Source organism: Streptomyces iakyrus (assembly GCF_000717055.1).
GTDB lineage: Bacteria > Actinomycetota > Actinomycetes > Streptomycetales > Streptomycetaceae > Streptomyces > Streptomyces iakyrus.
This window is the reverse complement of record NZ_JNXI01000045.1, coordinates 1-21,356: the sequence shown is the minus strand read 5'-3', so window position 1 is coordinate 21,356 and position 21,356 is coordinate 1. Positions and strand designations below refer to the sequence as shown.

13 protein-coding genes are annotated in these 21,356 nt (G+C 68.9%); 2 read left to right on the top strand and 11 right to left on the bottom strand.

Translation table 11 applies throughout. The features are described 5' to 3' along the window. Positions 1-210: 210 nt before the first annotated feature. The 5 genes from OO68_RS40625 to OO68_RS40605 all read right to left on the bottom strand — a co-directional run bounded on the left by OO68_RS40625 (position 211) and on the right by OO68_RS40605 (position 6,340). Positions 211-867, bottom strand: coding sequence for a hypothetical protein (locus OO68_RS40625; RefSeq protein WP_051815012.1), 657 nt, complete (start codon positions 865-867; stop codon positions 211-213). A gap of 7 nt (positions 868-874) precedes the next feature. After that, positions 875-1,858 carry a TniB family NTP-binding protein gene (locus tag OO68_RS40620; RefSeq protein WP_033314526.1) on the bottom strand — a complete coding sequence of 328 codons (984 nt, stop codon included), beginning with the start codon at positions 1,856-1,858 and terminating at the stop codon, positions 875-877. A gap of 83 nt (positions 1,859-1,941) precedes the next feature. Continuing rightward, the gene (locus OO68_RS40615; RefSeq protein ID WP_033314524.1) at positions 1,942-4,077 is read right to left on the bottom strand and encodes a TnsB C-terminal domain-containing protein; all 2,136 of its coding nucleotides are present in this window, start codon (positions 4,075-4,077) and stop codon (positions 1,942-1,944) included. Further along, positions 4,074-4,898, bottom strand: a complete 825-nt coding sequence (locus tag OO68_RS40610) for a TnsA-like heteromeric transposase endonuclease subunit (protein WP_403547837.1) — start codon at positions 4,896-4,898, stop codon at positions 4,074-4,076. Before OO68_RS40610 ends, OO68_RS40615 begins: the two co-directional genes overlap by 4 nt. 89 nt (positions 4,899-4,987) lie before the next feature. Continuing rightward, complete coding sequence (locus OO68_RS40605) at positions 4,988-6,340, bottom strand: DNA-binding protein (RefSeq protein ID WP_329503703.1); 1,353 nt, start codon at positions 6,338-6,340, stop codon at positions 4,988-4,990. A gap of 268 nt (positions 6,341-6,608) precedes the next feature. Between OO68_RS40605 and OO68_RS40600 the strand changes: the two genes are divergently transcribed. Together OO68_RS40600 and OO68_RS40595 are read left to right on the top strand one after the other, a co-directional pair. After that, complete coding sequence (locus tag OO68_RS40600; RefSeq protein WP_143657753.1) at positions 6,609-7,217, top strand: hypothetical protein; 609 nt, start codon at positions 6,609-6,611, stop codon at positions 7,215-7,217. Continuing rightward, positions 7,211-8,635, top strand: coding sequence for a hypothetical protein (locus tag OO68_RS40595; RefSeq protein WP_033314521.1), 1,425 nt, complete (start codon positions 7,211-7,213; stop codon positions 8,633-8,635). Before OO68_RS40600 ends, OO68_RS40595 begins: the two co-directional genes overlap by 7 nt. A gap of 1,008 nt (positions 8,636-9,643) precedes the next feature. Here OO68_RS40595 and OO68_RS40585 read toward each other — a convergent pair. From OO68_RS40585 to OO68_RS40560, 6 genes are all read right to left on the bottom strand, one after another. Next, positions 9,644-11,509, bottom strand: a complete 1,866-nt coding sequence (locus tag OO68_RS40585) for an ATP-dependent nuclease (RefSeq protein WP_033314520.1) — start codon at positions 11,507-11,509, stop codon at positions 9,644-9,646. Positions 11,510-11,886: 377 nt separating this feature from the next. Beyond that, a complete protein-coding gene (locus OO68_RS40580; protein WP_033314519.1) occupies positions 11,887-12,096 on the bottom strand; it encodes a hypothetical protein in 210 nt (69 codons plus the stop codon). A gap of 292 nt (positions 12,097-12,388) precedes the next feature. Further along, complete coding sequence (locus OO68_RS40575) at positions 12,389-15,568, bottom strand: Helicase associated domain protein (RefSeq protein ID WP_051815011.1); 3,180 nt, start codon at positions 15,566-15,568, stop codon at positions 12,389-12,391. 111 nt (positions 15,569-15,679) lie between these two features. Beyond that, on the bottom strand, positions 15,680-16,234 hold the full coding sequence (gene tpg, locus OO68_RS40570; protein ID WP_033314517.1) for a telomere-protecting terminal protein Tpg: 555 nt from the start codon (positions 16,232-16,234) through the stop codon (positions 15,680-15,682). 5 nt (positions 16,235-16,239) lie between these two features. Beyond that, on the bottom strand, positions 16,240-18,354 hold the full coding sequence (tap, locus tag OO68_RS40565) for a telomere-associated protein Tap (protein WP_033314516.1): 2,115 nt from the start codon (positions 18,352-18,354) through the stop codon (positions 16,240-16,242). 56 nt (positions 18,355-18,410) lie between these two features. Then, a complete protein-coding gene (locus OO68_RS40560) occupies positions 18,411-20,789 on the bottom strand; it encodes a DEAD/DEAH box helicase (protein WP_033314515.1) in 2,379 nt (792 codons plus the stop codon). Positions 20,790-21,356 lie beyond the last annotated feature (567 nt).

Below are 21,356 nucleotides of genomic sequence, written 5' to 3'. Positions count from 1 at the left end.
GTGTGATTCCGGGGTTCGTAGTTGGTGTGGTGGGTGGAGTGTGAGCTGGGGTGTTGGAGGTTTTCTGAGAAGGGGGCAGGCGCTTCCTGGGGTGCTTCGGCGGTGCTGGCCAGGCTTCTGGTCTGCGGTTGTTGGGGGTTCGTTGATAACGGTGGTGTGGTGTTGGTGATGGTGTCCGGCGTCTAAAGGGCTGGTGCGGGTTTGTGCTGCTCAGCGGCTTGTCGTGTGGTCCGGGTCGGGGGTTGCTGGCGTGTGGGGGTTGGCGCCCATCCAGTAGAGGGCGGTGTCGATGTCGCGTGCGGTCCAGCCGTTGGCGTGTGCTCCGCCGTGGTGGAGGAGGTCGTCGAGGAGCTGGAGGTAGCGGCCGTAGCGTCCCGGTGTGGGGGTGAGAGTGAGGCCGAGGGTGTCGAGGGCGTGTTGGACGCGGCGGTCGTAGACGGCCATCCGCTGGGGTGCTGCCGCGGTCAGGACGGCTGAGGCGAGGGCGTCGCCGGTGCGGAAGCCGGGCAGTTCGGCGATGATGCCGCGCCCGGTGCGGGCGGCTTCACAGCGGGCGAGGCTGGTGTCGCGGACGGCGGTGACGGCTCGCTCGGTGACGGCTCGTACGTGGGTGTCGGGCAGAGACATCAGTTCTGTCACCCAGCGGGTTTGTGCGGAGAGCCGTTTCCAGACGACGAGGGCTGCGATGTCCGTCTTGCCGAGGCTGCCGGTGTGCTCGGTGCGCTGCGCGACGTCGTGGAGGACCTCGTCGTAGTGGGGTGAGACGTCGGCCAGGTAGTCGGCGCGGGCGGGGATCAGGGTGTACCAGGCCCGGTCGTAGAGGGCTGCGAAGTCCTCGTCATTGGGCGTATCAGCACTCTTCTTCACGTCCGCATCATGCCGTTCTGGCCGGTTGGCGGGTTCGGGGGCGGCTTGCTTCTTCGGCGAGGTGGTCGAGCCGGATGGCTTCGAGTGATTTTTTGGTGATGCGTTCGGTGCCGTCGCAGATGGCGGTGATGGCTGCCTGGCGGATGAGGCGGGCGAGGCTTCCGATGCGGCCGGCAGTGCGCTGGTGGAGGTAGGTGGCGTGGCGGGGGAGTGAGCCGGGTGTGTGCTGGGCCAGGTCGAGGGCGGTTTCCATGTCGGTGATGAGGTCGGTGAAGGGCCGGCGGATGCCGTGGCGGGCGGGGAGAGGGCCGCAGGTGATGAGGCTGGCGCGGCCGGCGAGTTGGGCGCCGCGTATGCCGCTGAACAGGGGTGTGGCGGCGACGTCGATGCCGCTGTAGACGAAGGTCGCTTTGATGCGTTCGGTGAGGTCTTTCAGCAGGTCGGCGGCTTCGGCGCCGGTGGTGGTGCGCGGGTTGAGGCGGTGGATCTCGTCGATGAGGACCAGGCGGACGCCGGCTTGGGTGTAGGTGTGGCAGACGGCGCTGGTGATCTGGGCCTGGGTCATGCGGTTGGTGACGGGGATGCCGAGGTAGCGGGCGAATTCGATGGCGAGGGTTTTCGCGGTAGCGCCGGGCGGCACCAGCAGGTACGCGACCGGCACCTGCTCGTGGGCGCGTCCGGGCGGGGCGGGGTGTTTGCGGGTGTGGGCGAGGTGGCAGGTGCGTCCGACTTCGAGGAGGGCGGTGGTTTTCCCGGCTGCGGCGGGGCCGGTGACGATCAGTGAGGGCCGGGCGGTGTTCTGCTGGTGGCGGCCGAGGAGCATGAGGGTGCGGACCTGGGTGGCGAGGGTGTCGATGGCGGGGGTGCGGACGGTGACGAACGCGGAGTGGTAGGCGAGGCGTTCTTCCGTGCTTCGGGGTGCGTCGCCGGGCTGGGGCGGGGTGAGGGGTGGGGTGGTGGCGAAGTGCTGCCAGCCCTGCCAGGTGGTGATCGGCCACTCCGGCTCTGCCGCGTGCGTGCCGGGCAGCAGGGGCTCGGTGTCGGTGGTGGCGTGGTGGTTGCGTGCGGGGCTGGTCACCAGTTGAGGGCTTCCTGAGCGGGGTCGTAGAGGCCGAGTCCGGTGTACGGGACGGGCGCGTCGCCGTTGTCGACGGTTTCCTCCTCGCCGTCAGCCTGCTCTGGGTCGTCAGGCAGGTCGTCGAGGTCGTCGAGACTGTCGTCGTCCCATCCGTCGGCCTGAGGGCCCGGGGTGTGGGGCGTGCGGTGATCGGCCGTCGGCGGGGGCGTTTTCAGCGGTGCGGTGCGGGTGATCAGGCGTTGCTCGCCTGCGGTGGCGGTGCTGGTCTGGGCGCGGCGCATGAGCTGGTCGAGGGCGTCGGCGAGGTCGGCTTCGTGGGTGTCGCGGTCGCCGTGGCGGGTGGTGATGGTTTTGATGTGCTGCCAGGTGGCGCTGTTGAACGGCTCGTGGATGTGGTCGCGGTGGATCCACGGGATCTCTGACAGGTGTCCGTCGGGCAGGCGGATCCAGACCTGGCGGGCGTCGTGGGGGTTGGTGTGGACTTCCCATTTGCCGCCGCGCGCGGTGACGGGGGAGGGCTGGCCGCGGTAGGGGGCGAGGACGTCCGCGTCGTAGGTGCGGTGGTCGATGCGGATGCCGCGTTCGGTGATGGCCTGCCAGCGCACCGGTAGCAGTTCGAGGTAGTCGCTGCCGCTGAGGGGGAGGGGCACGTGGCCGGCGACGGCGATGAGGGCGGCCCACATCTGGTTCGGGGTGAGGGCCTTCTTGGGCAGGGTGGGGTGGCGCAGGCCTTCGTGGGGGCGGTGGTGGTAGTGGATCAACCATTCGTCGAGCAGGCCCTGCAGCTGGGCGACGCTGAAGCAGGCCTCGGTTTCGGCGTCGGGTCCGCGGCGGGTGACGTCGGAGCCGGTGTAGCCGGGCAGGTGCTGGCACAGCAGGGCGTTGATGGTGCCGAAGGTGCGCTCGACGATGCCTTTGGCGGCGGGGGCGTGGGGCGGGGTGGGCTGGACGCTGATGCCGAGACTCTCGCAGGCGGCGCTGAACGCCGTGGACAGGTAGATCTTGCCCCGGTCGACGACGATCGTCTCGGGCACCACGACCGGCCGGGCGGCTGCGCCCTGAAGGCGTTCGTCCAGACCCATCATCCGCTGTAGCTGAGGGAGTTGGGTGTGGGCGAGGCGCAGCGCGTCGGGCCAGGTGGGGCGGGCGGGGTGCGGGACGGCCATCTCGGCGAGCAGCAGGGCGGCGTCGACGGCCTTGGTGCCGGCGGGGCGCAGGACGGCGGCGAGGATGGCGCGGGTTGCCACGTCGACGGCGATGGTGAGTTCGGGCCGGCCGGTGGTGCCGTCGTCGAAGACGGCCAGGACGTCCAGCCGCGTGGTGTCGACCTGCACCTGCTCGCCCGGCCGCAGCGCCACGGTCGGAGTGAACGCCCGCCTGCCGGCCGGGGAGGGCAGAGTGCGGGCGGGGCGGTGGGGGTGTTCGGCGGGACCGGCGAGTTGGTGGACGAGCCGGTAGAAGGTGGCCTGGGAGGGCATGGTCACCGTGCCGCGGCCGTACCGGTCGGTAAGGATCTGCGTGACCAGGGGCATCAGGCCCTTGACGGTGCCTTTGGAGCGGCCTCGCTGGCGGCGCAGCGCTTCCTCGATGGCGGCGATGACGCGTTCGTCGGTGCGCCCGGTCGGGCTGGGGCGGCGGGTGGTGCGGTGGTCGACCAGCCCCCACAAGCCCTGTTTGCGGTAGGCCAGGCGCATGCGCTGCACCGTGGTCCGGGAGACAGGTCCGAAGCCGATCGCGGTCAGCTCCGCGGCCTTGGCCTCCTCGCGCTGCGCGAGCGTGAACCGGTCGGGGTCGTACTCGGGCCGGGGCACCCCGCCGCTGTCCGGCCCGCCGGGCAGGCCGGACTCCACCTCGCGGATGTGCCGCTGCCAGGCCAGCGCCTTGCGTCGCGCGCCCTCGGGCGCGGTTTCGACCAGACCCCACTGCGTCACGGCCTGGGGCGTCTCGGCGCCCACGATGGTGAAGGACGGGTCGGCGAACAGATGCCAGGCCACGACCGTCTCGTCTCCTCCTGTCTCACCGGCGAGGTGGACCTGCTGCCCCGCCACAGCGATGACCTGCCAGGTGCTGTCACGGAAGCGGACGTGTGCTCCGACCTGCAGCACCGGCCGCCCGCCACGCCGCCCGCTCACCGCCCGTTCCCGCTGCCCGGGCCGCTGCGGCCGTTCGCAGCGCCGGCGCCGGTGCTGACGAGGACCCGCTCGTGCAGCGGTATGTCCAGGGGCGTGGTGAGGTGTCCGTGCCACAGGGCGTGGAAGACGGCGGGCAGGACTTCGATCGGGTCGCCCGCCGCTTCGGTGCCCTCGATCAGCGGCCGCGGCTGTGTGAACGCCTCACGGACGGCGGCCGCGAGAGGGGGACGGCCGGCGTTGCGGGGGTGGCGGTAGCCAGCCAGCCATTTCAGGTTCGCAGCCAGGGTCTTTTCCAGCGGCTCAAGGCGCCGGTAGCTCCAGCCAGCCTGCACGCACGCCTCCTCCAGGACCCTCGCAGCCCGCTGCGCCCGCTCTCCGCCGGCCTCCGGATGGCTGGGGCAGTCGGCCAGCACTGCGGTGCCGTCGCGGTGGCGGGCGAAGAGCTGCGGCACCCACGAGCGCACCTGGCCGCGCGCGTCCCGCCACAGCAGACGGACCGGCCGCCCTGCCAGGCCGACCACCTCAGGATCGCGGTCCAGCACCATCAGCTGCGCCCGCATCGCGGCCGACCCGCAGGCCACATGCCGGCCGGTCGTGGCCGACCACCACTGTCCGGGCCCCCACCGCCGCCCTGGCACCACCGGGAACGCCGAAACCGGCTCCAGATCCTCGAAGGCCACCGCGAGAACCGCGTCCGCCCACCGCTGCTGCACCACCTGCCCGACGGGGTCGACAAAGACCGCCTCCCACTCGGATCCGGTGTCCGTCTGCATGTGCTGTGAGCGGCCGCCTGATGCGGCCGCTGCGTCCTTGCTGCCCACGCGCCCCAGTCAAGCCCGTCCCGCCTCGCTGGCGGGCGGCTTCACAGATTTTGATCACGAGTGCTGGGCGATGAGGTATGCCCTGCGGATCACGGTCCGTGCACACCCTGCCTGCCTCCTGACACCCGCTCACCGCTCTTTTCCGGCTGCCTTTTGCGGTGGTCCGGGAGAGCCTCGGCCAGGACATCGGTCGGCAGGCGGGCCCAGTGCGCCAGATCCTCCAGAGCCATCCCGGCCCCGAGGGCTGCCGCAGCGGTCTCCCGTACGGCCTGCTCGATCAGCGTGGCGGCATGGCCGAGGTTGCCCAGCAACTGCTGAGCGGCGTCGGCGGTCTTGCCGTACTGGGCACCGCGCAGCTGGGTCAGCTGCTCTTCGGCGTCGTTGACCAGGCTGGTGATCCGTGCCCGCTGCTCGGCCGGCACCGCAGAGCGCCACGTGGTGCCCGAGCCGGGCGCGCTGCGTTCCTTGGACAGGACACGCAGCTGGGCGGCCATGGACGCGGGCTGGTGCTCCTGCCTCAGCCACCACGGATCGTTGCCGTACCCAGGCGGGCCCCCGGCGCCGCGGCGGATGCGGATGACGGCGCCCATCCACGAGGTCAGCGGGCCGCCGTAGTCGGTGGCGGCCAGCGGCCCCAGCCACCCCCGCCCGACCCGCTCGCCCAGCCGGCGGCAGAACGCCCCGTCGGCGGGCAGCGGCCGCGGCTGCCCGGCCCCGCTGTCCTGCCACGCCAGCTCGGCCAGGGCCGGGTCCAGCAGCGCGTCGGCGACGGCCACCACCTCGGGGAAGACGACCGAGTCCCGGCCCACGATTCGCCACCGCTCCAGCTCCGTCCCGGCGTTGCCGCCCGCGATCTGGTGCAGCCGCCGCGGCCAGACCGCCTCGCGCTCCCAGTGCAGGGCCTGCTCCCACCACCGGGCCACTACCGCATAACCCAGAGCGAACACCCTCTCCGGCTCCGCACCGGCCCGCACCGCCCGCCGCGCCACCGAGGGCCACCGCCGCTGCGCCGCCACCACCTCCGGCAGGTCGCGCAGGTCGAGGTGCTCCAGCGGCTGGTTGGCGTCCGCGTCCAGCAGCCACCGTCCGTGCCGCACGCACACCCGCTCCCACCGCGGCGCGTACCGCACCGCCCGGAGAGCAGTCCCCGTGCGCCGGGCCGTGCACAGTCGGCAGCCGAACGCCACCGGACCGACCACCGCGCCACCGATCCGCCACAGCCCCACCGGATCGCCATCCTGGGCGCGTAGCTTGGTGTCCCCTTCCTCCCAGGACGGCAACGCCCTTGCCAGCACGTCCTCCTCCCCGCCGCACATGCCCGCCAGGAGCTGGCGTCCGGCTGCGTTCAGCAGCACCTCGGCGTCGGCCCGTGCGCCTCCGCCCTCGTGCCCAGGCGGGTAGTTGCGCCACTTCCAGCAGGCCCGCAGCACCTTCGCTTCCATCCCATATCGGCTGGCGATGCGGCAGATCAGCGACGAGGTCGTCTCCCCCTGCAGGGGAGCTGTCCGCAATAGGCCGGGAAGATGAGTCACTCCACCACGGTCTCGTGTTCACCGCTCCGGGCGGGGGATTTCGCAGCAGCCGGCCGGTCCTCGGTCGGTCTACTTCCTCCGGGCCATGAGTCTCCCTCAGGGACTGCAGGCGTCGGTGTGGCGGCGGATTGGCCCGTTCAAGCGCACCGTGATGATCTGATCGCACTAAGCTACGCACGTGGTGGTTGGCGAAGATGCTCAGGTGAAGGGCTTCTCGGGGGCCCGCAGAGCCAAGCAGTGGCTCGAGGGCACGATGCGTATCTTCGGCGCGTACGCGAACACGGACTCGGAGTCCTGCGGCCGCCGGCTGACACTGTCCTGGCCGTACGGAGGCCGGACGTTCTCCTTCGATCTGGGTGGCGCCATGCGCGGTGACCCTTACCAGAACGACATGTTCTGCGCGGAGGTCAAGAACTACGCACAACCCAGCGATCAGGGAACCCAGTTCGACGAGTTCCTCGCCAAGTGCTACGTCGCAGCCCAGGCCCAGCACCACCTCAGCGACCACTTCATGTGGATCACCTGGGCACCCTTCCGCGCGAACTCCTGGTCCACCCTCAACTCACCCAGCCAGGTGGAGACCGCGGTCCTTCAGCACAGCAGCCGCGTTTTCGGCACCAGCGACACCGAGGAAGCCCGAAAACTCCTGGACGTTGAACTCGCCCAGTCGGTCGCCGCACGCCTGTGGCTGATCGTGCTCTCGGACAAGCAGGAAACCCTCCTGCCGCTCAAGGACTGGGCAGCCATCGTCGCCGCCGAACTCACCCGCAGAGAGGGCTCGTGGTGAACCTCGTCGAACAGTCGATCTCCCAGGCCATGGACGAGCCCGACGACCGGATGATGTTCACCCGGGTCAAAGACATCGTCGCCCGCCACCTGCGCCGCATGGACCCCGGTGCCACCATCACCAAGACCGAGTTCTTCAACCACACCCATGTCCCCGACATGGTCCTCGAATGGCCCGGCAGACCCCGCACACCGCGCCGGTTCATCTACCTGCGCACCACATCCGACCAGCGCGAGCTCGAGGACGACCTGCAGCGCCTTCCCCGTGCCGATCGGCCGGTGCTCCTGGCGCTCGGTCAACTGCCCACCGAACGGCAGCAAGGAGATTTTCCTTCGCTGCCCGGCAGCAGCACCGCGCTGCTCCTCGACGCTTCCGCACTCGGCGCACTCCAACCAGCCGACGACTCTCCCGGCATCCCCCGTCTGGTGTCCCGCTCCGTTCTCGAAGGCGGCCGCGGCACCCTCGACAAAGCGGCGACCGAGAAGTTCCTGAACACGGTCGTTCAGGGAGCCGAGGCCGCCCGTGCGGGAGAACGCGTTCCCACCCGCGACGCCGTCAACGCCCTCACCGCACGGATGACCACCGACGTCGCCGACCGGATGTCAACCTTCCTCGCCGCGCTCTGGCAGGGCGGCGGATCCACGCTCGCCAGCTTCCCAGCGCCCCAGCGAGGCGTCGGCCATCTCGACGAGACGGCCCTGATGTACCTGCTGGAATCCGAGGACATCACCGACTCCGCATTCTGGAACCGGGTCGTCCGCATGATCAGCCTCCCTATCCTGCTGCGCACCCCGGCCGCCGGCACCGGCAACCTTCAGCACCTGATGCGTGAGGCGATCCAGCTCTGGACCAGCCGCGTCTGCATGATCGTGCCTGGCATGGCTGACGCGGACATCAGCCCGTGGCGCTGGGCAGTGAAGGCCGGCCAGCTGATCCTGCAGACCCCGCGTTTCCATGTGCTCGTTGCCCAGTCCCGGCGCCAGCTCCCGCAGGGACAGGAGCACGATCTGCCCCGCCTCGACGAGGTGAGGAACAGGGCCGACCGCTTCGGTATCCCGTTGACCTCTCTTCGCATGGTCGTCACGGACCGCCACGTCGGATACGGCGGCCCCGGAGACGACATCTCCCACGACGCCCAACTCGACGGCATCAGCGACGCGCTGGGACAGGCCGAGGGAGTCATCGAAGCCGATGCCCGCATCCCTTCCGGCGAGACTCTCCAGTGCCTGTTCGGCACCGGCATCGCCAGCGCTCGCGGCGCACGTACCCAGGTACCGCTGGACGCCCTCCTCGGCACAACGACACGCTTGCTCTCTGATCTCTCAAGCGACGAAGCCGAGAAGATCACCCAGCTCCTCGGCGCCCAAGGCCCACCCCCCGACCAGCCATGGAGTCAGCCCAGCTTCGACGACGTATAGGACATGCGCGGGGCCGCCGGCAGCGCTGTGGGCAATGGCAGAACCCGGTGAGGGCAGGCAACGGCACCGAAGCTCCTCCGGGAAGCTGACCGTCAGACACAAGGCGAGGCCACCTCACCGCCCTGCGTTGATCGGCCGGCGGCCGTGTCTTCACCCACGAGCCGCCCAAGACCCTCAATAGGGCGGATCGGACTTCCTGCTGAAGCCGCTGAAGACGACCGAGGCCGTGGCCCAGAAACTCGGGATCACTCAGCGGTCTGTGGAGCGCTACCGCACCGGTGAGCGCAAACAGCCGTCCAGGGCCATCGCTGGCCGTGTCGACGTGGCGGTTCGAGCTCCGTTGGCAGCACCGCGTCCGCGACCGGCGCCGCAAGCAGGCTGTGACCCGTAACGGGAGCACCGGGGAGGCCCGCGCTCGCTTCGGCTGCATCACGTCCGTCGGCACCACCGACGACGGACGTCTGCGCCGCATCACCGTCCGCCTGTCGGCCGAGTACGCCCGGCGCCCATTCGACGCCCAGCGGGGGCAACGCTGCTCAGATCACATATGAGGTCATTGCTGAGGGTATCCAGGAGGTGTCCTTCAAGGACCACGGGAACGGTGCTGAACAGCTTGAGGTCGAGTTCACCGACATCGACTACTGATCTCGCAGGGGAGCGGTGTTCGGTCTGCGGCATACGGTCTGGAGGCGTCGCGCGGGGGCCTGGTTGTTTCCGGGCGGTACCAGCTTGCTGGGGTTCTGCTCCCGCTCTGCCGATTGTCAGTGCTGCGTGGGACTCTTTGAGTAGGTCACCGGCACAACGAGCGGAGAGTACTGAGGTGCATGCTATGGCTGTCCGTGTTCGCCATTCAGGCCCCCCTGCGCCGTCTGGATGCCGGTGGTGCGGTGAGGAGAAGAGCCGGCATGGTCGGCGCTGGGCGTCGTCTGTGGGTGTGCACTCATGGGAGGAGCCCACCCGAGAGCAGCGTCTGAGCCGGATGCGAGCCCGCCGTGCACTGCGCCTGACTCAGCTTTCCTCGGGCCAGTAGGCCAGTCCGGCTTCACGGGCTACCTTGATTGCATCCTCGAACGACTTCACTAGCGCGGGCGGGACGTCGGAGGGCTTGCGCAGCCGGCGAGTCAACTCGACGACCATGCTCTCCTTCTTACGCGGAGCCTGCTCGGAGTGCTGGTACAGCAGGCTGTGAAGCGACTTGCTGAACTTGCCGCTGCTGCGCAGGTCTGCGACATCCTTGGGTGTCCACTGCTGCTCGTCCTTGCGAGGCCATTCGGCGTTCATGGTGTCGGCCCACTGATCGTCGCTGAAGACGTCCTCCAGTTCGTTCGGGTCTCCGAGGAAGAGGCAGTCTTTCTCGGCGAAACCGTACTTCTCCAAACGATTGAGGCTGAACTCCTTTTCCTTGTCGCGGATAGAGTCGCCGTCGACCAGGAACACGACGGTGCGCTTGTGCTTCTTGAGGAATTTGGCGAAGTTGAGGGCGCCGTCGTTGCCCCCGCAGTCCCACAGTGCGATGCCCGCGGACTGGATCGGGTAGCCGAACGCCAGCTTGAACAGTGCCGGCAGAGCCGCGTACTCGGTGGGGCCCTCGACACCGACGAAACACCGTTCGTGTAGGAGGACACTGTTGCGGAAGCCCAGGGAAACCGCCATGTTCGACAGAAAGCGCCGGGTGTCCTCGTCGGTGTCCTCTGCGCCGAGCGACTGTACGTAGGCTCGTCCGTCCCTGCTATTGAGATGCACGATGTCCTGGATGTCGACACCGTCGATCAGGTTCAGGGAATGGGTGGCAACGATCACGGTGGATTGAGCGGCGGACGCCGACACCTTGATCATGTCCATGATGCGACGCTGGTGCTCATAGTCGAGGTGCGTGTCGGGCTCGTCATAAGCGATGATCACACCGCCTGTGACGCCGTCCTCCGCTGCTTCCGACAGAAGCTGCTGGCTGGCCTCCCAGAGCGCCAGCGAAATCCGGCGGGACCGGCCGGCCCCGGCCGCAGCCAGTGACACGGCCCGCTGACCCGGTGCCGCAGCGGTCATTGAGACGCCACTGACAGTCGGCCGGAACTGCACGGTCGGCTCCAGCGAGAAGGAGTCGAAGCCGCATCGATCCTCGACCAATTTCTGCAGGCGGGCGGCATCGTCCTTGAGCAGGCCGGAAAAATCGGTCTCCAGATCGGTGATCTTCTGCCGGGTCTCCTCGCGCAGGGTGTACTCGCGCAACTTCGCCGTCAGGATGCTGCGGACCACGGTGTCGGGAGTCTCCGCAGCATCGCCCCGGAAATAGAGGAGCTGAGGCAGGGCGCTGACGACGTGCTCGGGCGCCTGCGCCCAACCGGCAACCGTCGGGGCTGAGGCCGCATGCTCCTCGAGAACCTCGGTCCAGCTCGCTTTGACGTTCGGCTGGCCCTCACGCAACTTGACGCCTACATCGGAGGCGAGGCTGCGGAGCTCGGGCGCCTTCAGGGAGGAGATGTTCCGTAGCGCGGGGTTCTGCGGCACCTGCGTCAGCCACTCAAGCGAGACGCCTTCGCCTTCCACGTGCCGACGGCGCACCTGGATGGAAGAGGTGAGACCCAAGGCCTTCTTCTCGGCGTCGGACAGGTCGAACCGCCCTTCCACCGTCACCGCGATCGGCTCCGCGGCGTCCTCGTCCGATGGCAGGGCAGCGCGCGCGGGTTCACTCTCGGCAAACTGAGAGATGTCACTGTCCGCGAGAGGGCGCTCGCCGAGCAGGAAAGCGATGGCGTCCAGAGTCGCTGTCTTCCCGCAGTCGTTGTGCCCCGTCAGGATGGTCTGTTTGTGGATCGGGATGCCCTGGACGTCGCCCAGCGAGCGGAAGTTGGTGACGCTGAGTTCGACGAGTCGCACAATGCTCCCTTGCTGTACGGCACGGACACGCGGGTGGCCAGCAGCCGTCAACGCGCCGTTGAAACACACCACTTCGGGACGAGGTGGGAAAACTCTAGCGTCTGATGAGGCATGGGAGAGCTGGGATCCCAACGTTGCAGAGGGCGCGTCAACGTAGGAGAGCGACCGAAGATCCCATCCCGGCCGACGGGAGCGTCTCCGGCCGTGATGGGAGGGCTGGTCTGATGCCTTTGGCAGCGGTGCGGCCCGGGAATCGAGGCGAAACGTCGCGCCCAGAAGCCTCTGGGGGCGTGGAGCAGTCCATCCTCAGGCGGCCTTTCCGGGAACGGCGATGGTGTGACTGCCTGAGGATGGAACTGGTGCTCGGGTGTGGTTGCTCAGTCCTGGTCGCCGTTCAGGCCGCTGCGATTGGTGATGGCCGCGACGATGGCGCGAGCGTGGTTGGTGATAGCGCGCAGGTGGTCGGTGACCGTGGTGGCGGCTTTCTTGGCGCGGGTGCCGCAGGGAGCGGTTGCGTTCGAGGCGAGCGCGATGAGTCCGAGGCATCCGAGGAGCGTGGGCAGGAGGCTGCCGATGGTGTTGAGCACAGGGGTTTTCCCCTCCAGCTTGACGTGATGTTGAGGCGTGCCGGGCGCCGCGGCACGCCGTCAAGACTGGTGGGAACTCGTGGAGGCGGGCAACTTGCATTCCTGCAGGTCATGCCCTTAACGCGAGGGGTGGGCCGGTAGGTTGCCCACCAAGAATTGGTGGGCAACCTACCGGCCCACCCCTGCGGCCAGGGCATGGGCACGCCGTGCTCAAAAATGTGTGATGCAGCTCACGTCATGAGTTGATGGATCGTCACACATGGTCGCTGACCGGCTTGTTGGACACCCGATCTCATCCAGTGACGCCGGTGTCAGTGAGCAGTTGTTGTTGGCCGGGGTGGAGAGTGCTCCATTGACTACGTTGGGCGTTGGCCCACCGTAGGAGTGTGTCGGGGAGGGGCTCGTTCCCCCTGATTGTGGCGCGGTATTGCTGCCAGGTGCGGTGCCAGGTGTAGGGCCAGGGCGGGTTCCACCGCGGGTCCAGGCTGGTGAGAGCGGCTACGGTGGTGGCGGAGAGGGTGCCGGCGCGGGCTTTGCGGCGTTGCTGGCCCAGCCATTGGCCGAGGGGGAAGCCGGCTTGTCGGGTGTGCTTGTCCGGGGTGAGGTGGCCGTGCTGGGCGGCGTAGACGTGTGCGTGGTCGAGTCCGGGGCTGGCGGGGTAGGAGCGTGTGGCCGGGGCGGGTCGTTCGCCTACGGCAGCGTGGGGTGTGATGCCGAGGGTGGTCAGGAGGTCCTGCTGGCCGGGGTGGAGATGCTCCCAGGACTCCTGCTGGACACGGGCCCAGTGGCAAAGGCCTCGGGGGAGGTTCGTGGTCGGTAGGCCGTCGGCACCTGTAGCTGCCGTGCGGAGTCGGTGGTAGGCCTGCTGCCATTGCAGGGGCCAGGGCGGGTTCCACCACGGATCGATCATGGTCAGGGCTTCGGCCCGGGTGGGGGAGAGGCGGCCCTGGCGGGCGCGTCGTCGTTGCCAGGCCAGCCACTTCCCCAGCGGGAACCCGTCGAGGACGGTGCTGGCGGGCGCGGCGATATGGCCGTGTTCGGCGGCGTAGGCGCGGGCTTGTGCGAGTGCGTTGTCCAGAAGATCGGGCTCGGTGCGGGGAGCTGGTGGTTGGGCGGCTCGGCCTGTTTCGGCGGTGATGCCGATCTTGGTCAGCAGGCGGCGCTGTTCGGGGTGGAGTGTGCCGTAGTCGGTGCACTGACGCCTCAGCCAGCCGGCCAACTCCTTCTCAAGGCCCGGAATGCCGGTACCACCACTGCTGTCGGCTGCGGACGCGGAATCTGACCGCTCGCGTACGCGGCTCCAATTGCGTTGCCACTCCAAGGACCAGGTCGGGCTCCACCAGGGGTCGAGCGCTGCGAGGAGCGTGCTGACCGGCCATGTCCCGCCTGTACTGCGACGGTGCTCCCGCGCCTGGCGGCGCTGTTCGCTCAGCCACCGGCCCAGCGCAAACCCCTCAAGGCAAGCCTTCTGAGGCGTGGCGAGGTGGCCGTGTGCGGCGGCGTACGTGCGTGCGTGGGCCAGCCCGGGGCCCGTACCGCAGAGCCGGGCGATGATCTCGTGGGGGCGAGTGGCGGCGGTCTCGGCGGTGATGCCGATCTCCGCCAGCAGATGCTGCTGCGGGGGATGCAACTGCTTGTAGCCGGTGCACTGTACGGACAGCCACGTGGCCCAGCCGTCACTGCCGTCCGGCCAGCCCTCTTCTGCAGCCCCTTGGTGCCGGTCTTGGGCATGAGTGCGGATCCGGTGCCAGGTTCGCTGCCACGCCAAGGGCCACGGCGGGTTCCACCACACGTCGATTGCGTCGAGCACCTGAAGGTGCGCTGGTTCGTCCTGGCGGCGGGTGAGGCAACGCTGGGCAGCGAGCCACTTCCCGAGCAAAAACCCCTGGTACGAGACGTTCTTGGTGGCCAGGGCCAGGCATCCGTGTTCGGCGACGAAGGCGCGCGCACAGGCAACAGCCGTATCGATGCCCGCGGTCCGGCTCGTTCGGCGCGGGCGTGCGCTGCCGGCGGCCTGGGCCGTGATGCCGATGTCGGCCAGCAGACGGCGCTGTTCGGGGTGGAGTGAGTTGTAGTCGGTGCACTGCAGGTACAGCCACTCCCCGGTCAGCACGTGGGTGTCGGGGAAGCCGTCGGCGGCGTTGAGGGGGCCGTGGCGTCTGACGTGGTCGCGGGCGCGGTAGTAGGAGCGCTGCCACTTCACCGACCAGGGGATGTTCCACCACGGATCCACCTCCTTCAGGGCAGCGGCCTTTTCTTCAGGCAGGGCCAAGGCGTGGGACTGCTGGTTGTGCACCCATTTCCCCAGGGAGAAGGAACCGACTCGCGTGTCGCGTCGGGTGGCGAGGTGGCCGTGCTGGGCGGCGTAGGTACGCGCGTGGGCCAGGCCGACGGCGAAGGCCCCGTCGGCGTGCACGCTGTGGCCCCGCAGCCGTTTCTGAGCCAGCAGACCCTCTGTGCCCGCGGTCTGCCGACGCTGGTAGCCCGCGAGAACGTCGGCGAGAGGCCGGGGCCGGAGCGCCAAGGGGACCTGCCACAGCCGCTGTTCGGCGTCTCCACGGCCGCCCTTGGTACGGATGCACTGGTACGTCCAGGAAAACAGCGGTCCGTGGGTGCAGGCGGCCAGACGCTCGGTGAGCCACGATCGTCGCAGGCGATGGCCCAGCTCGCTGGGCACGCAGGGCACATCAGCCACCCGGTAAGGGAGGTGACCACCACCGTCAGCAGCGACACGGAGCCGCCAGGCCCGGCTGGCCAGAAGCGTGGCGAGGGCGACGGTCTCGGGGTAGGTGACCAGATCCCGCGCCAGGATCCGCCACCGCAGCGGATCCTCGCCCTCGGGCATGGCCGCCTCCAGCCGCATCGCCCACAGGCGCTCCTCGGGCCACTTCTGCGCCCACCACGAGGCGGTGACCGCCTCAGCAACCTCGAACGCCGAAGCAGCGACGGGGGAGCGGCGCAGCAGCCTGCGGTGATCGGCCTGCGCCTGGACCACCTCCGGGCACCCGGCCAGCCCCACAACACGGCCCCCGCTGCCAGGCACGCCCATCAGCCAGCACCGGTGGCGAGGGCAGACTCGCTGGTGCGCCGCCAGGTACACGCGGGCTGGTGCAACGCGACCGGTCCGCGCAGCCACACAGCCCGGGCACGCCGGACCCCAGGCAGCAACCGTCTCCACCCCGTTGTGGAGCCGCGCCGCTGGCCTCTCCGTCGAGGGGCCCAGCGGCTCCTCCCGCGTCCAGGCCGGCAGCGCACGGCGTATGTCCACCTGCGGCACACGGCACAGCGCCGCGACCCGGTCCCGGGCCGCGGCGTTCAAGAACACCTCACTGTCGCCCTGCAGAGCCCCGACGACGCTCTGCTGGCCGGCCACTTCGGTGACCGACGACAGCAGACTCCGCACCGTCAGGCCGTACCTGTCCGCGATCCGCCCCAGGAACGACAGCGTCATCTCACCCTGCAGGGGAGCCACCCGAAAGGCACCCGAAGCCAGCAACCGCTTCCCCACCCATCCCGTCGCGTGTGACAGCTATCGTGCTTCGGCTCACCCGAGCCGGGGCCGGGCCTGCGAGCCGGGGCCAGGTCAGTAGTCGAGGTCGAGGTAGTCGATGTCGTTGAGGGTGACGTCGGAGAGTCCCATGGCGCGGTTTCCGCCGTCCTGGAAGTAGATGTCCTTGAAGCCTTCGGCGATGATCTGGCGCATCTGCTGGTCGCTGGCTCCGGCGTCGCGGGCGTCGAACAGACGTTGCGCGTAGTGCGCGGGGAGGCGGACGGTGAGGCGGCGGAAGCGTCCGTCGTCTGTCGTGCCGATCGGCGCGGTGTAGCCGAACCGGGCGCGGGTCTCGACCGTGATCCCGGTCGTGGCGGCCTGCTTGCGCCGGCGTTTGCGGACCTGGGGCTGCCAGCGCCGCCGCACGGCATCGTCGATCCTCGCGGCGATGCCCTTCGGCGGGTGCTTACGTTCGCCCTTGCGGTAGCGCTCCACCGACCGCTGGCTGACCCCGATCTCCGCCGCGACGGCTTTGGTGGTCTTGAGTTGCTTGATCAGGAAGTTGATGCGGGCCTGGAGGGTCTTGGGTGGCTGGCGGGTGAAGGCTTCCCGGTCGGCGCGTTCGATGGCGTCGTCGATCTCTCCCACAGCGCCTACTCGCCTTCGTCCAGGACAGCGTCGCCGCCCTTGATGTGACGGGCCGGGTTGAGGCCCTGTTCCATGAGGTCGACCGCCCACAGCATCGACTGAACGCCCTCCAGCTTCGCCAGGCCAGGTGTGGGCCCGAGGCGGAAGGCACCGGGCTGGGGCTTGCCGGAGGCGGCGTAGGGCAGGAAGTCGAGCGGGCTGTCGCCCGGTGAGGGGTAGACGACGCAGTCGGACAGCACGGCGAGCGGGTACAGACCCGTCATCGTGGCCATGTTGCGCATCTTGCGGTGCATGTTGACCCGGGCCTTGGAGATGACGGCGGCGCGGATGTCGGGGCGCCAGGTGGGGCGCTGCAGGGCCGGCCACCGCTCGCCCTCCTTGTAGCGCTTGCCCTGCGGGCGTTCGCGGAGTTTGCCGATGCCGCCCTTGATGGTGGCCTTGATGGCAGCCAGTACCGCCGCCAGGGCCGGGTCGACGTCCTTGTGCCGCTCCATCGCCGCCAGGAACTCCGCGTCGGTCAGGTCCTTGGTGACGCCGAGGTCGGCGAGGGTGTCGACGTAGGCGGTCTTGAGGCGGTCGTGCCACGGGTCCAGGTACGCGCCGGTCTCGCGGCGCAGGTACGCCTCCATAGGCTGGACGTTGTAGCCGAGTTCCTGGGCGTAGGCGACGGTGTGTGTCTGGTACCAGGCCGGGCCCGTGGGCCGGGTGCCGTCCGGTGTGAACGGTGAGGGCAGGCGCGGGTCCACCTCGATGTGCGAGAGGTCGACCAGCCAGCTCCCGGGGATCTTTGGGTTGAAGGCCGGGGCGTGGAAGTGGTCGGGGGCGGACAGGCCGACGACCAGGCGGGCCGCGGCGGCGAGGAAGGCGGTGTTGAGGTCCAGTCCGACCGCGTACGGCAGGGTGCACTCCTCATCGGTGAGCAGGTCCACCGGCCGCACCCACTGGTACGCCTCCTCGTTCAGGAAGCCACCGGTCCAGCCGCTGTTTACGACGACGGGGTGCTCAGCGGTGGCCTCCGGCGGAGCCGGGTCCATCGGCTCTGTGCCCAGCGAGCCCGGGTTGTGGCCGGGCACCCAGTTCCCGGTCGCTTCGTCGCGCATCGCGCGGGTGGGCGGGCGCAGCGCGGTCATCAGCTCCAGCCCGGAGACGGCGGTGGATCCGCGCGGGGTGATGACGCGGGTGGCGTAGACGCCGAGGACGCGGGCGATGTCGGCCGGCTCCATCTGGCTCACGCCGGGCCAGGACCGCTCGTCGAGGGCGTCCCAGGACAGGATCGCGAGCTGCACGCACTGCCGCTCGCGGCCTTGGGCCTTGCGGTAGATCCTTGCCCAGGGCCCGAACCCGCGCTGGGTGAGCCGCCACTTTGCCTTCACCACCTGCTTAACCACCGCATGATCCTCAGGGAGACGCAGGGACCGGCGCTGCTCATGGCCCTCCAGGCGCTCCGGCAGTCCGAGCTTCACGACAGCCGCGGCGGTAAGGACGATCAGCGGGTCGCTGTCCTTGCCGTAGCGGTTCAGGCGCGGCGCTCCGAGGCCGGACTCGCGCAGCGTCCACTCCACCAGCTCCACCACCGTGGTCGCCGGGCAGTCCAGCACGATCCCGTCCACGCCGTACGCGCAGCCGTCACCGTCCAGCACCGCGAGCGGACCGTGCGGAAACCGGGGATCGGCTGCGGGCTGCGCCGTCTTCTTCGCGGCCGGACGCCGCGATGCCGAAGCGAGCCGAGAGGTGCCGGCGGGGCGCGCCAGCACCGCAGCCGGAACGGCGGGAGCCTGCGGGGCGTCTGGCGTCTCCACCCTGGCCGCGGCCGGCTCGGCAGACGCCGCGGGCGCCGTCGCGGCAACCGAGGCTGCCGGAGCCGCGCCGGGGGCAGGGTACTTCGCCGCCCACCCGTTCAGCAGCCGCTGGTATGCGTCCAGGCGCGGCGACTTCGGCTCGCTGCGGCCGTTCTCCCAGTTTTTCACCGACTGGGTTGTCGTCTTCAGCGCGGTGGCCAGGCGGGCCTGCGTGATGCCGGCGGCTTCACGCAGCCGGGCGCGCTCCGCCGGAGGCGGCAGTTGCGGCTCCTCGTTCAGCAGTGCGTCGACGGAAGCGAACAGCTCTTCCTCAGAGGCCATGACCCTGTACCCTCACTCCAGGCAGGCATTGCTTAACCACAAACTTATCCCGTTCCTTAGCCTTCAAGGGCCCATTCCAGCCCTTGCGCGGCGAGTGCAGAGAGCTTGTCGGTGGTGAGCTTCGCGCGGCGGCTTTTCTGGTTCATGATCCACACTCCAAGCCGGACCTCGGCCCCGTCCTCCAGTCGCTCTACATGGGTCCTGGGGACCTTCACAGAGCCTGTGCGGGCTCTGTATTGCGCGAGGGCCGCCAGGCCCCGCTCGAACGTCGTGGAAGCCCTTGTGGGCTCCTCCGGCGCCGGGGCGAGCGGTGTGATGCCGAGTTGCTCCAGGCGTTCGCGCTGTCCGTCGGTCAGGGCCTGCCAGACCTTCGGCGTCCGCTGCCGGGCCAGCCACTTGCCGATGTCCATGCCGTGGACCGTGACGCCAGGCAGGACTTCCGCCTGGCCCTCTTCCTCGGCCACCAGCTCGCGCAGTGCGGCGTAGTGCCGCTGCCAGTCGGCCGGCCACGGCGGGTTCCAGTCCTCGTCGACCTCCTTGAGCGCTGTCGCCCACGCGGGGTGGCCGTCCAACGCACCCGCGCGGCGCAAATTGCTCAACCACTGTCCTACCGGTCTGGACAGGGCCACTGCGGACCTCGGAGCGCAGAGAGTCCAGTGCTGGTCGTAGTACGCCTTCGCGGCCTCCAGGTTCTCCTGGAACCGCTCATCGGCCAGGGACCAGACCATGCCCAGCTTCTCCAGCCGCCGGGCGCGCAGGCCGCTCATCTGCCCCGCGCCGTAGGCCCGTCGCTGTTCCGCCACCCATGACCCAAGAGGGTATGCGCCCTCTTTATGACCATATGGGACTCTGGCATGCTGCTCACGCTCCGTGAACTTCTTCAGCGCCGCCCAGCCCCTCGCCCAGTCTTGCTTCTCCGTGTCGATCACATTGAAGCTGACCCAGTCCGCGACCATCACCGGGTCACGCGGAGCCGCGAAACGGAGCAACAGACGAGATTCTTCCTCGCCTTCCTCGGGCGCAGAGCCGATGTTCACGGACGGCTGCGCCACATCCTTCTGCGGCTCCTGCGGAATCGCTAGCAATTCGACGGCCTCTTCATCATGAGCCCGAAGACCTTCGAGTACCTTCACCAAAGGCCGATACGATGCCGAGGTGAACATGTCTTCCGGCTTCTCTCCCGGCTGGAGAAAAACCGGCACGATCAAAGAAGCCAATTTCCCCTGCCCCGGCTTCTGCCGCAAAGCACGTCCGATGGCCTGCACGATGTCGTGAGGCGCCCCCTTCGGGTCCAACAGGGCCACACTGTCCACGGCCCTGATATCGACACCCTCACCCAGGACACGACAATTCGACAGCACCGCGCGCCAGGCGGTGGAGCCGAACTCACCCAACACGCCGCGCCGGCGCTCCGGGACGTGCTCCCCGCACAGCCAGTCCGCCCAGATCTTCGCCGGGTACTTCTCCGGCTGATCGGCGTGCAGCTTCGCCGCCACACGCTCCAGGCCCTCCGCATACGCCTGTGCCTCCATCGTCCGATGGTGGAAGGTGATGCAGGTCTGAAGGCTGTGCTGCGCCATCGTGTGCAGCAGCGCGGCCTGCAAGGCTCCCAGCCGCTGCCCCCGCACTTCCTCGCTGCGCCGCTCCTCACCCATCAGCTTCTCCGGGGTGACGACCGGGTCCTGGAGCTCCAGCACGATGATCTGGTACCGCGCCAGCAAGCCGCGGGACACGGCCGACGCGAGGCTGAGCTTGTAGAGGACGGGGCCGAACACGGCCTCGTCATCCATGGAGGCCGCCATCTCCTCCGGCAGCGGATCCCGCACCCCTTCGGCGACCTCCCAGTTGGGCCGCTCCTGCCAGATCCGCGGCGTCGCCGTCAGGTACAGACGGCGGTGCGCCGGGATGACGGTCTGGTCGTGGATGTCCGCCCATGCCTTACCCATCGAGCCACTTGTCCTGTGGGCCTCATCAACTACGGCGAGGTCCACGGGGTCCAACTTCTGGCCGTAGACGCCCTCGAAGGCCTCCGCGAGCACGCCCAGACTGGCGTAGGTCGCGTAGATGGTGACGGGCCCCTGGCCGTGCCACAGCGCCAGCTGCACGGGGTTCGTGGTGGAGCGCACCTTCAGGCTCCACAGCTCCGGGTCGTCCTGGAGCGAGCACACGGCAACCGCCGGCCCCTTGAGCCCGGCCTCGTGCCACGCCTTCACCGTCTGCGCCAGGAGATCCAGCGTCGGCACCAGAACGAGAATGCGCCCCTTGGGCACAATCCGCTTAGCCGACGCCGCCGCAATAATCGTCTTCCCTGTGCCGCACGCGGCGTGCACCTGCCCGCGCAGGCCATTGAAAGGAATACCGCCCGGCGGGATATCGAGGCCGCGCACAATAGCGGCAACGGCCTCGATCTGATGGTCACGCAGTTTCACGGCCATGCCCCGTGTTCTCCTTTTCGCGGAATGGTTCGCGTAATCAGAAAGGAAATCCCGGCCCGGCGGGTGCGGCTCGGGGGGTGTGGTGTCTGTACCCAGACTCTACACAGTGCATCACCGTGATGCATCCTCCTTGCGTCAACTTCCACCCCCAGGGTGATGCATGGCCGAATCTCACCCCGTAGAGACCGGTTGTCCTGTATCCTGGCGGGGTGTTGTTGGGCTTGGCCATGCAGGCTTCGGGAGTTGAGGGGGTGTCAGGGTGGAGCGTAAGCGGAACCCGTCACTGCGGTGGGGCTGGCACCCGTCGTGCCGATGGTCCGTCACTTCCGTTGCGGGGGTGGTGGCTGGGATTCCCAGTGGCTACACAGGCCCGAGCGTGATGCATCTCCCCTTGCTGCCAGCCGTGGCGACCGCGCTTGCGCGGGTGCCCTCAATTCGCGCTTGCGCGAATTGACACCCCGTCGGAATTCCGTTTACGGAATTCCATTCCGGCGCTTGCGCCGGAATTCGAATTGCGCTTGCGCAATTCGCGCTCTATGTTCCGGCTTGCCGGAACATATCCCGCTC

Bases quoted from the DNA above. Each gene is read 5' to 3' on its own strand.
- OO68_RS40605 (WP_329503703.1), bottom strand. From the start codon at position 6,340: ATGGAAGCGAAGGTGCTGCGGGCCTGCTGGAAGTGGCGCAACTACCCG.
- tap (WP_033314516.1), bottom strand. From the start codon at position 18,354: ATGGCCTCTGAGGAAGAGCTGTTCGCTTCCGTCGACGCACTGCTGAAC.
- OO68_RS40560 (WP_033314515.1), bottom strand. From the start codon at position 20,789: ATGGCCGTGAAACTGCGTGACCATCAGATCGAGGCCGTTGCCGCTATT.